The sequence below is a fragment of the Rhodococcus sp. O3 genome, from assembly GCF_048897285.1.
GTDB lineage: Bacteria > Actinomycetota > Actinomycetes > Mycobacteriales > Mycobacteriaceae > Rhodococcus.
In genome coordinates, this window is the sequence record NZ_JBMBTE010000144.1 from 1 (window position 1) to 11242 (window position 11242).

At 68.8% G+C, this 11242-nt stretch carries 8 protein-coding genes and 1 pseudogene; 2 read left to right on the forward strand and 7 right to left on the reverse strand.

Features of this window, described 5'->3' with window-relative positions; translation table 11 throughout:
• The 5 genes and pseudogenes from ACN675_RS25020 to ggh form a co-directional block, all read right to left on the reverse strand.
• A pseudogene (locus tag ACN675_RS25020) lies at positions 1-655 on the reverse strand (PucR family transcriptional regulator); the annotation flags it as partial.
• Positions 648-2075 (reverse strand): phytoene desaturase family protein, encoded by a 1428-nt coding sequence (locus tag ACN675_RS25025; protein ID WP_420753399.1) that lies wholly within the window; start codon positions 2073-2075, stop codon positions 648-650. The pseudogene ACN675_RS25020 and the gene ACN675_RS25025, both read right to left, overlap by 8 nt.
• Positions 2072-3871, reverse strand: a complete 1800-nt coding sequence (locus tag ACN675_RS25030) for a DUF3556 domain-containing protein (protein WP_420753400.1) — start codon at positions 3869-3871, stop codon at positions 2072-2074. Before ACN675_RS25030 ends, ACN675_RS25025 begins: the two co-directional genes overlap by 4 nt.
• Before the next feature lie 84 nt (positions 3872-3955).
• A complete protein-coding gene (locus ACN675_RS25035; RefSeq protein WP_420753406.1) occupies positions 3956-5431 on the reverse strand; it encodes a class I adenylate-forming enzyme family protein in 1476 nt (491 codons plus the stop codon).
• A 194-nt stretch (positions 5432-5625) separates the two neighbouring features.
• On the reverse strand, positions 5626-6963 hold the full coding sequence (gene ggh / locus ACN675_RS25040) for a glucosylglycerate hydrolase (protein WP_420753401.1): 1338 nt from the start codon (positions 6961-6963) through the stop codon (positions 5626-5628).
• Positions 6964-7061: 98 nt separating this feature from the next.
• On the opposite strand from ggh, the gene ACN675_RS25045 reads away from it, so the two are divergent.
• Positions 7062-7943 carry a spermidine synthase gene (locus ACN675_RS25045; protein ID WP_420753402.1) on the forward strand — a complete coding sequence of 294 codons (882 nt, stop codon included), beginning with the start codon at positions 7062-7064 and terminating at the stop codon, positions 7941-7943.
• Here the strand turns inward: ACN675_RS25045 and ACN675_RS25050 are convergent.
• Both ACN675_RS25050 and ACN675_RS25055 read right to left on the reverse strand, forming a co-directional pair.
• Positions 7933-9369, reverse strand: a complete 1437-nt coding sequence (locus ACN675_RS25050) for a flavin-containing monooxygenase (protein ID WP_420753403.1) — start codon at positions 9367-9369, stop codon at positions 7933-7935. The two genes, ACN675_RS25045 and ACN675_RS25050, sit on opposite strands and share 11 nt — an antisense overlap.
• A gap of 8 nt (positions 9370-9377) precedes the next feature.
• Entirely contained in the window at positions 9378-10388 is a 1011-nt protein-coding gene (locus ACN675_RS25055; protein WP_420753404.1) for a PHP domain-containing protein, read from the reverse strand.
• 116 nt (positions 10389-10504) lie between these two features.
• On the opposite strand from ACN675_RS25055, the gene ACN675_RS25060 reads away from it, so the two are divergent.
• A complete protein-coding gene (locus ACN675_RS25060; RefSeq protein ID WP_420753405.1) occupies positions 10505-11176 on the forward strand; it encodes an SDR family oxidoreductase in 672 nt (223 codons plus the stop codon).
• Positions 11177-11242 lie beyond the last annotated feature (66 nt).

Sequence of the window (11242 nt, forward strand, 5' to 3'; positions counted from 1 at the left end):
CCGTGGTCCACACGATCATCGCGACGTGGCATCGGTCGAGCCGGTAGCGGGTTTCGGCTTCGAATGCGGCACTGTCGATTTCGGTTCCCTCGACGAGACCGTGGATCAGCGCCGAGTGCACGTTCCCGCGCACCGCCGACCACCGTTGGCGTTCCTTCTCATAGGAGTCGAACACGTCCAGGGTGATCCGGTCGATGTACCGGGAGACGACCGACGAGACATGCTCGATCACGTCGAACGCCAGGTTCGGTGGCAGGTCCATGGACCGGACCTCGTCGACGCACATCCGCATGAAATCGTTCTGACCGAGGTGATAGGCCCGCACCAGCGAGTGCGACGACACGTCACGCTGCGCCAGCCGCAGCGCGTATTCCACCGCCGCCGTGGCGGGCTGGAGGTGCTCGGTGGGAATATCGTTGGCGAGCACGTGGATCAGCGTCGCAACGTTGCCGTGCACGCTCGCCTCGAGCAGTTCGACGAGCAGCGGGTCCTCGTCGAGCTGATCGACCTCGCGGGCCATCATCGTCGTCATCGCGCGGGTGATCTCCTGTTGGCGGTCGTCGAACCGCTGCGCGATCTCACCGACGACGCGACGGACCTCGTCGTGGGTCGACGTTGCTCCCCATGCGCCGCTCGTGGCCGCCGGATCAGCCACGGCCACTCCGTAGTCGGCGCAGCGCGGATTCGGCGGCGTTGTAGCCGCACATGCCGTGTGCGCCCGCGCCGGGCGGAGTGGACGCCGAGCACAGGTACACCCCCGGGACACCGATGTCGTACGGATCCAGGGCGATCCGCGGGCGGAACACCACCTGCACACCGGCGTTTGCACCACCGATGATGTCTCCGCCCACCTGGTTCGGGTTGTCCCGCTCCAGATCGGCCGGGGTGGCCACCCTCGTCGCGACGATGCGGTCGCGGAATCCGGGTGCGAACCGCTCGATCTGCGCGACGACGGCCTCGGTCGCGTCCCCGGTGTATCCGGCGGGCACGTGCGCGTAGGCGTACACCGGGTTCACGCCGTCGCGGGAGCGGGTGGGATCGGCGACGTACTGTTGCCCCAGCAGCACGAACGGCCGCTCCGGCATCCGCCCGGACGCGACATCCCTTTCGACACCGGCGACTTCGTCGAACTCCCCGCCGAGGTGCACGGTCCCGGCGCGACCGCACTCCGGGTCGGTCCACGGGATCGGTCCGTCGATCGCGAAATCGACCTTGAATGCTCCGGGAGCGTGCCGGAACTTCTTGTACGACTTCGCGATCCGCGAAGGCACTGCATCGCCGAAGATCTCGAGAGCCGCACCCGGAGCGACGTCGAGGAGTACGACGTCGGCAGCCGGGATGTCCGCGGGGCGCCGCACCCGTACACCGGTGTGGATCTTGCCGCCGTACTCGGCCAGCTGCGCGGCGAGTGCTCGGGTGATCGCGGCCGATCCACCCTCCGCGACCGGCCATCCGTAGCGGTGTCCCGCGGCGACGATCATCAACCCGACTGCGGAGGTCGCGGGCCGATCCAGCCGGTGGTAGGCGTGCGCGGCCACCCCACCGAACAGCGCCCGGGCCTTCGGGGTGCGGAACCAGCGTGCCGTCACCGTGGCCGGCAGCAGCGCCCGGGGACCGAACGCTGCCAACCTGAGCGGATGCCTCGGCACGTTCAGGACCGGGCGCATCAGGTCCCCGGCCAGCGCGTCGAAGCCGTCGGCCAGATCGGCGAACATCCGGTTCCACCGCACGCCGTCGGCTGTTCCGAGTCCGGCGGCGGTGGCGTCGAGCGACCGGTACAGCAGCGCGGCCTCACCGCTGTCGAGGGGATGTGCGCAGTCGACCTCGGGCCACCGCCAGCGCAGCCCGTACCGCTCGAGGCCGAGGGTCTGCAGGTAGGGGGAGCCGGCGCCCATCGGGTGGAAGGCCGAGCAGTGGTCGTGGACCAGGCCGGGGACGGTCGACTCGCCGGAGCGGGTGCCGCCACCGATCTCGTCGGCCGCTTCGAGAACCTGGACGTCCACACCGCTACGGGCGAGGTGGACGGCGGCGGCGAGCCCGTTGGGCCCGCTGCCGACCACGACCGCTGTGCTCACGCCAGGACCTCCCGATCGTCCGCGTCGCGATGTGCGCCCCTGCGGTCCATTGTCCACTGCACGTCGAACGGGATCGGGCCGTTGGGCAGCCAGGGCTGTTCGGCGACCGCGTCGGCGACCTTGTAGCTGCCGCGCTCGATCACGCCGACGGCCGCGTCGATCACCTTGTATTCCTGCACGCCGCGGTGGATGGGCTGCGATTCGATCCAGGCGACGATGAACTCGCCGGGCGCGAAGTTGCAGCGGCGCTGGATCGCGGCGATCAGGTGCTCGTTGTGCAGGTGCCCGTCACCGAAATTGAAGGCGACGATCGAGTTGCACGAGAACTCGGCCTCACGCAGGTCATAGGTATCGATGTCGTCACCGAGGTGCCGCATCATCAGGGAGAACAACGCGCGGCCCTGGCTGTGCATCGACCGCCAGCCGAGCAGCTGGTGCATCACGACGTCCGCTACCTCCGGCGGGTACGTCTCGAGCAGCTGGGTGCGGGTGTTCTTCGCGCCCCGAACGATGTGCCGGTCGAGCTTCTCCTCGGCACCCGGCGCGAACGCCCAGGTAGCGGACGCCCAGTTGCCGGCGTACTGCCGCATCGACGGCAGGAACGACACCAGGTCGGGCCGCAGGTTGCCGAGGACGGGGAAGAAGCACAGCGCGGCGGTGATACCGGCCGCCAGCCACCACGACGACATGTCGCCGACGCCGTAGCCCTCCCAGGCGGGGAAGCCCCAGAACAGGAACACGGTGGCGTACGCGAAGAGCAGGTTCCACTCCAGCGGCACCGCGAGCGGGAAGGTGGAGGCGATGAACAGGTGGAACGCCACCATCAGCAGCACCGCTAGCAGTGTCACCGTGCGGTTGGTGGAGAACAGCAGGATCACGGGGGTGACGATCTCGACGAGCGTGCCGAGGATGTGGGCGACTCCGCTGCCCAGGTGCGACGGGCGCAGGTCGTTCGGGAAGCTGCGGTAGTGCATGCGCTTGATGCGCTTCGACAGCATCCACGGCGTGTTGCTGACCATCGGCGGCACGACCAGTGCGAAGTGCCGTCCGAACTTCGAGACTCCGGCCCCGACCCACACGGTGACGATGAGCAGCTTGAGCGCGACGATCATGTCGACGAACGGCAGGAACGTGAAGAACACCATGGCCGGCAGGTACTGCTCGCTGCGGGCAGCGATGAAGACGACCTTGTCCCGCAGGCCGATCACGACGAGCAGCGCGATGAGCGGGGCCACGACGGCGGGCCGGACCAGACCGACGTTGTCGGCGACGAGTGCGTCCAGCGAGCCGGTGTGAACGCCCGGAAGAACCACGGCGGCAACGAGGTTCGCCAGCAGAATGGCGTAGAGCACGACGTCGCCGACGGTGCGGCGGTCACCGGCGGTGCCGGGCACCTTGTCCGGCCACGGTGGGAGCCGGAGTGTCTCGGGCCTGAGCCAGAACCGGAAGCCGCCGGTCATCGGCTTGAAGTGGCCGGCAAGGGGGCCCCACGAACCGGCGAGACCGAGCGCCTCGAGCAGCACCGTCCACAGGATCAGCTTCTGGTAGACGATCGGCTGGTTCCACCACGAGGCGACGTCGAACCACGACAACCCCGAAGTGAAGGTCGCCAGTGCGGTGCCCGCGCCGACGTAGAGGATCGCCAGTTTGAGGATGTAGACGGTGTGCACCATCTTCGGGGTTCCGAACCCGTGGTCGACCCAGTGGGTCGACATGGCGCGCAGACGGTCCCGGAACGGAAGGGCACGAAAGGTCGAGGGGTCCACCTCGGGGAAGTTGCCGGTCTTGAATCCCATGGGAATTCGCCTCCTGGGTAGGGTGTATCGACTCACCGGCCCGCGGCCGGCGAGTCGAGTGGACGTGATGTCGGGGGGAAGGGGTCAGGCGTCGGCGGGCACCGAGTGGCGGCGCCGCAGACCGGGCTTGTCGATCTTGCCGACCGGGTTACGCGGCAGAGCGTCGACCAGGACTATCGCTTCGGGTACCTTCACCCGCGTCAACCGGTCGGCGACGTGGGAGAGCAGTTCCTCCTTGGTGGTCTCCCGATCCGGGTAGGTCACCACGTACGCGACCGGCACCTCGCCGTACACGTCGTGGGGTGCGCCGATCACGGCGCATTCGAGCACCGCCGGATGTTCGGCGAGCGCGTTCTCGATCTCCTTGGGGTACAGGTTTTCTCCCCCGCGGATGATCATGTCCTTGATGCGGTCGACGAGGGTGAGGTAGCCGTCCTCGTCGAGGCGGCCGACGTCGCCGGTGTGCAGCCGTCCGTCGACGACGGTGCGGGCGGTCTCGTCGGGTCGGCCGAGGTAGCCGGCCATGACGTTCGGTCCTTCGATGACAACCTCGCCGATCTGCCCGGGCGGCAGCGTGTTTCCGTTCTCGTCGACGATGCCGATGCGTTGACCGGGCATCGCCGGCCCCACGGTGCCGAGCTTACGGGGACCGTCGATCGGGTTGCACGCGGATGCGCAGGTTCCCTCGGTGAGCCCGTAGCCCTCGACCACGACCAGCCCGAAGCGTTGCTCGACCCGATCGAGGAGTTCCTTCGAAATCGGTGCGGCACCGCAGATCCCGAACCGGAGCGAGGACGTGTCCAGCGACGTCTGCGCGGGCTGCGACACGAGCAGGGCGTAGATCGTGGGCACGGCCGAGAAGTACGTCGGCCGCAGCGTCGCGACGTCCTCGAAGAACCGGGCCGGGGAGAACCGTCCGGTGATGCTCAGTTGTGCCCCGGACAGGATCGGTGTGAGGAAGCTGACGGCGATCGCATTGACGTGGAACAGCGGCAGGATCAGCAGGCAGTGGTCGGATTCGGTCAGCCGCAGATGCGTCCGGAACGACGCCGCCATGAACTGCAGGTTCGCGTGCGTGAGCTGCACGCCCTTGGGGCGGCCCGTCGAACCGGACGTGTAGATCAGCAGGGCGGTCTCGTCGGCGGCGGGATCGTCACCGACGGTCCACCCGGCCGGCGGTACGGTGACCATGTCGTCGACGTGGATCAGCGGCCGCCCGGCCGACGGTGCCCCGGGACCGGTGCCCAGCACGAGTGCCGCTCCGGCGTCGTCGATCTGGTAGTCGGCCTCGGCGGCCGTGAACGCGGGGTTGACGGGTGTCGCGATCGCGCGCAGCCGCCACGCGGCCATCAGCGCGACAAGCAGTTCGGCGCGGTTGGGCAGCATCACCGCCACGACGTTCCCGGCTCCGATCCCGTGCTCCTGCAGCTGGGACGCGAAACCGTCCACCCGGCGGGCGAATTCGGAGTAGGTGAGCTGGAGGGAATCGTCGCGCACGCACGGCCGGTCGGACTCGCGATGCCACACCAGGTACTCGATCGTCGCGGGCGCAAGCGTCACGGCACTGCCGGTGGTAACGACGCTGTCGGTCGTCACAGTGTTGTCGGTCGTCACGGCGGTCGGTCCTTCCTTCGGGGGATGACCGCAACGGTAGTGACGCACGTCACGTGCCAGCCAGGGTCCCGCAGGCTCGAGTTCCGGCGACGTGTTGTCCCCGGAGCACAAAAGCCCCGCGTACGAGGCCCGCGGGACGCCTATCCCAGCCAGTCCAGCACGGCCGCCGCCGTCCACGACTGCTGCATGCTGCCCAGCGGTTCGCCGGTGAACGGCTCGTAATACTCGGCGAACGAACCGTCGGCGGCCTGCCGAAGCCCTTCGGCGCGCAGCATGTTCGCGCGCTCGGCCCAGCCGCGGCGCGCGAACGCCCACGAGTACAACCAGGTCATCACCGGCCACACCGGTCCGCGCCAGTACTCACGGGACCGGAAATCCTTCGACACCGGCGAGGTCGACGGCGGCACCGCGTACCGCAGGTCCGGATGTCCGCAGAATTTCGGGCCCTCGAAGGTCCGCAGCAGCGCAAGTTCGGTCGCCCTCGGCAGGCCGCCGCACAGCAACGGCGCGAACATGGCGAGAGTCTCGGTGGCGATCCACTTCCCGGACCGAAGATCGAAATCTCGTGCCGCGCCGGTACGTTCGTCCGTCGTCGCGATGACGCCCCGCCGGAAACGTTCGGCCCAGCCGTAGAGGTCGCGCACATCCGCGTGCGGCCGCGAATGCTCCTCACCGATGACGGCGAGCACCTCGCACGACAGCGAGAAGACTGCGCTGACGAACACGTCCTCGACCGCGAAGCTCATGGCGGTGGTGAGTTCGTCGTCGTTGTACCGGACGCCTTTCATCTCCTCGAGCAGCCACAGATAGCGGTTGTACTCGGCGTCGGTGGGACGCTGCCCGGCGTCGCCGACGTGCACCAGATCCTCGCGCAGGTAGGCCGGGATCGAACCGGGCACGACGTTCGCGTACGCGGCGTCCCAACGCGGTGAGTTGTCCATCCCGGACTCCCACCCGTGATACAGCGCGATGCGGCCGTTCCCCTCCAGGTCGCGGGCACGGGCGAGCCAGCGATGCCAGCGCACCAGGTCCGCCCACCGTCGGTCCAGGAACTCCTCGGCGACCGCGCGTGTACTGCGGCCGTGCCGGCGACCGTGATCGAGGATCCGCTGCACCGCGATCGCGTGCACGGGCGGCTGCGTGATCCCCGACGTCTGCACCCCGTCCGGGGCGTGCGCGGCGAGCTCGCTCACCGCCCACCGGGACGGACCGGGGAAGTACCCGTCGACGCCGTTGGCGAAGACGATGTGCGGGATCATCCCGTTGCTCCACTGCGCCGACAACAGCGTGTCGAGTTCGACGACGGCACGTTCCACGCTCAACGGCGCCAGCCCTACGGCGACGAACGCCGCGTCCCAGCTCCACATGTGCGGATAGAGCTTCGGCGCCGCACTGGTCATCGTGCCCAGATCGTTGCCGCGCAACAGGTAGGCAGCTCGCGCGGCGAGCTGCGTATGGGTGAATCCGCGATCCGGCATCGTTTCATTGTGCGACTTCCGAGGAAAAGCGCACGCCGAGTGCCCGGTCGGCCGCCCCCTCGTGCCGTGCCGGCAGCACCGGGGAGGACAATGGGGCGGTGAGCTCCCGTCCCCGTCCTGCCGCCGATGCCGTTCTGTCGCCCGGAATCCGCGACATCGACACCGGCACGTGCGAGCTCGTCAAGGACCGGTACCGGCCGGACGGGTGGCTGCTCGAGATCAACGGGGTGCCCAGTTCCCACATCGACCTGTCCGATCCGACGCTGCTCGAGTTCGAGTACATGCGGTGGATCGCGCACCTGATGGATGCGCACTGGACCCGGGCGGACCGGCTGCGGGTGCTGCACCTCGGTGGCGGTGCGTGCACGATGGCCCGGTACGTCCACGCGTGCTTCCCGAACTCCCGTCAGGTGGTCGTCGAGATCGACGGCCGGCTCGCCGAGCTGGTGCGCGAGTGGTTCGATCTGCCGCGGGCTCCGCTGCTGCGCATCCGGGTCGGGGAGGCGCGTGCGGTGCTGAGTTCGCTCACCGACGGCACCCGTGACCTGATCGTGCGGGACGTGTTCGCGATCAACCGCACACCCGCGGCGCTGACGACCGTCGAGTTCACCCGGCACGCCCGTCGTGTGCTGGCACCCGGCGGGATCTACGTGGTGAACTGCGGGGACACTCGCGACCTCACGACCGCCAAGCGCGAGGCCGCGACGATCGGCAGCGTGTTCGCGCACACCGCGATCATCGCCGACCCGGCGATGCTCAAGGGCCGCCGCTACGGCAACGTCGTCATCGCCGGCAGCGATTCGCCGCTCGGTGACTCCGCGAGCCTCGCCCGGGATCTGCTCGGCGGCGGGGTCCCGGCGCAGATCCGTCGCGACGACGAGGTGCAGCGGTTCGCGTCCGGAGCGAAGGTGCTGTGCGACAGCGAGATTTCGCTTCCTCGCGAATCGGCACCGGCAGAGACGGGCCTCGTCACCGGCTGAACGCCATCGATTCGTCGATCCGGCCGAATCGCATCGTCGGCAGGTCCAGCAGATAGTTCTGGCGCATCCGCCACGGGTTGCGGGTGCCCTGCCGCGGCAGGATCCCCGCGGCGCGCTGCACGTATCCGGAGGAGAGATCGAGCAGCGGGCGGGTCCGTCCGTCACCGCGATAGTCCGGCATCGCGATTCGATATCCCTTGCGCCGCATATGGTTCAGCAGCCGGCACACGTACAGGGACGTGAGATCGGCACGCAGCGTCCACGACGCGTTCGTGTAGCCGAGGCACAACGCGAAGTTCGGCACGCCGCTGAGCATCGTCCCGCGGTACACGTACCTCTCGCTCGGATCGACACGTTCGCCGTCGACGACGAGCGTGACACCGCCGGCCGGGACGATCCGCAGACCGGTCGCGGTGATCAGCACGTCGGCCTCGAGTTCCTCGCCGGACTCGAGTCGGACCCCACGGTCGGTGACCCGCTCGATCCGGCCGGTGACGATGTCGGCGCGACCGGATCGCAGCGCCCGGAACAGGTCCGAGTCGGGAACCAGGCACATGCGCTGATCCCACGGATCGTAGGTGGGTGCGAAATGTGGATCGACCGGCGTGCTTCCGTGCAGGCGGCGGGCGGCACGGGCGCGAATCACCTTGCCGGCCAGATTCGGCATCCGTCGGCAGAACTGGTAGAACGCCAGCATTCTCGTGACGTTCTTCATGCGCACGACACGGTGGGCGACGTTGCCCGGCAACCATGTCCGGATCCGGTCGGCGAACCGGTCGCGAGTGGGAAGCGAGATCATGTACGACGGCGACCGCTGCAGCATCGTGATGTGCTCGGCGTCCTCGGACATCGCGGGCACCAGGGTGACCGCCGTGGCACCGCTGCCGATCACCACCACGCGTTTGCCGGACCAGTCCAGGTCCTCCGGCCAGAACTGCGGATGCACCACGGGGCCGTCGAAGGTGTTCAGGCCGGGAATGTCCGGCAGGTACCCCGATTCGTAGCTGTAGTAGCCGCTGCACATGTACAGGAACGAGCACGTCAGTTCGACGGGGAGGCCCTCGGCGATCGCCCGCACCGTCCACGTCGCGGTGCCGGAATCCCAGGTGGCACTCGTCACCTTGTGCCCGAACCGGATTCGGCGATCCACCCCGGACTCCGAGGCGGTCGCCCGCACGTACTCGAGGATCGAGGGGCCGTCGGCGAAGGACCGGTCGCCGTGCCACGGCCGGAAGGGATATCCGAAGGTGTACATGTCGCTGTCGGATCGAATGCCCGGGTAGCGGAACAGATCCCACGTTCCGCCGATCGCGTGGCGACCCTCGAGGATCGTGTAGGTCAGGTCCGGGCACTGCGTCTGCAGGCGATATCCGGCACCGATGCCGGACAGGCCGGCCCCGACGATCAGGACATCGACATGTTCCACGTCCGCTCCTATCCGCCGGTCCAGGCCAGCAGTTCCTCGACGGGCCAGGTGTTGATGACGTCCTCCGGCTCGACACCCCGTTCCGCGGCGCGTTCGCATCCGTACCCGAGCCAGTCCAGCTGGCCGGGGGCGTGCGCATCGGTGTCGATCGCGAAGCGGCACCCGAGCCGCAGTGCCAGGTCGATCATCCGGCTCGGCGGGTCGCGCCGTTCCGGCCGGCAGTTGATCTCGACCGCCGTGCCGTGGTCGCGGCACGCGGAGAACACCTTCTCGGCGTCGAAGGTCGATTCCGGCCGCTGCCCGCGACCACCCGTGACGAGCCGCCCGGTGCAATGTCCGAGCACGTCGACGTGGGGATTGGTCACCGCCCGCACCATCCGCCGGGTCATCGCGGACTTCTCGGCCCGCAGTTTCGAATGCACGCTCGCCACGACGATGTCGAGTTCGGCGAGCAGGTCGTCGTCCTGGTCGAGCGACCCGTCCTCGAGGATGTCGACCTCGATGCCGGTCAGGATCCTGACTCCGTTGCCCGACGCATTGAGTTCGGCGATCACCCCGAGCTGGGTGCGCAGCCGCTCCGGGCTCAGCCCGTTGGCAACGGTCAGTCTCGGCGAATGATCGGTGACGGCGAGGTACTCGTGCCCGAGCATGGCCTCCGCGGCGCGCGCCATCTCCTCGATGGGGCTGCCGCCGTCGGACCAGTCGGAGTGGGTGTGCAGGTCGCCGCGCAGGGTGGTGCACAGGTCGTCGGCCCCGCGCCCGATCGGCTCCGCCGCATCGCGGAGTTCCTGCAGGTAGCCGGGGATTCCGTCGTAGGATTCCCGGATCACGGCGGCGGTTTTCGGGCCGATGCCGGGTAGCTCGGACCACGTGTCGGTGCGGCGGCGGTGCTCCCGTTGTGTCTCGTCGAGTGCTTCGACCACGTCCGCCGCGTGACGATAGGCCTGTACACGGTAGGTCTTGGCGTGCTCGCGTTCGAGCCAGAACGCGACTTCGCGCAGTGCGCTCACCGGGTCCATATCCCCATTGTGGCCGCCCCGCCGCGGCCCGGGTGGCGGGAACCGCGATTCGGTCCGCCCGGTTGGGGAGAGGCGGCACGGAACCGGGGCGGGCGCCCTGACCTACGCTCGACCGTATGCGTCCCACAGCCCTGATCACCGGTGGAAGCCGCGGCCTCGGTGCCGCGATCGCCCGCGAACTCGCTCCCGACCACGACCTGCTGCTGGGTGGTCGCACCGAGGAGTCCCTCGGCGCGATCGTCGCGGAACTTCCCGGTGCCACGCCGTGGCCGGTGGATCTGCTCGACCACGAGGCAGTCGCCGCAGCCTGCTCCGGCATCGATCGGCTCGACGTCCTCGTGCACAACGCGGGGATCGCGAGCCTCGGCACCGTCGCCGAATCCGATGTCGCGCAGTGGCGGGAGATGTTCGACGCCAACGTCTTTGCCGTCGTGGCCCTGACCCGTGCCTTGCTGCCTGCCCTGCGCGCCGCGAACGGTCATGTGGTGCTGATCAATTCGGGTTCCGGCCTGAATGCGCGAGCGGGATGGGGAGCGTACGCGGCGAGCAAGTTCGCGCTGCGGGCATTCGGCGACGTTCTGCGCCAGGAGGAACCGGGCCTGCGCGTGACGTCGGTGCACCCGGGCCGCATCGACACCGACATGCAGCGTGCGCTCGTCGCCGAGGAGGGCAACGAGTACCGGGCCGATCGGTACCTGCGCCCGGCAACCGTCGCGCAGGCGGTCGGGAATGCGATCCGCACCCCGGCCGATGCCCATCCGACGGAGATCGTGCTGCGCCCCCGGTAGCCGCTACCGATCAGAACGGCAGTGGGATGACCACCGGCGGGGCGCCCGGGATCTGGATCTGGATCT

Coding starts and splice junctions, on each gene's coding strand:
- ACN675_RS25030 (WP_420753400.1), bottom strand. CDS start 3,871: ATGGGATTCAAGACCGGCAACTTCCCCGAGGTGGACCCCTCGACCTTT.
- ggh (WP_420753401.1), bottom strand. CDS start 6,963: ATGCCGGATCGCGGATTCACCCATACGCAGCTCGCCGCGCGAGCTGCC.
- ACN675_RS25055 (WP_420753404.1), bottom strand. CDS start 10,388: ATGGACCCGGTGAGCGCACTGCGCGAAGTCGCGTTCTGGCTCGAACGC.
- ACN675_RS25060 (WP_420753405.1), top strand. CDS start 10,505: ATGCGTCCCACAGCCCTGATCACCGGTGGAAGCCGCGGCCTCGGTGCC.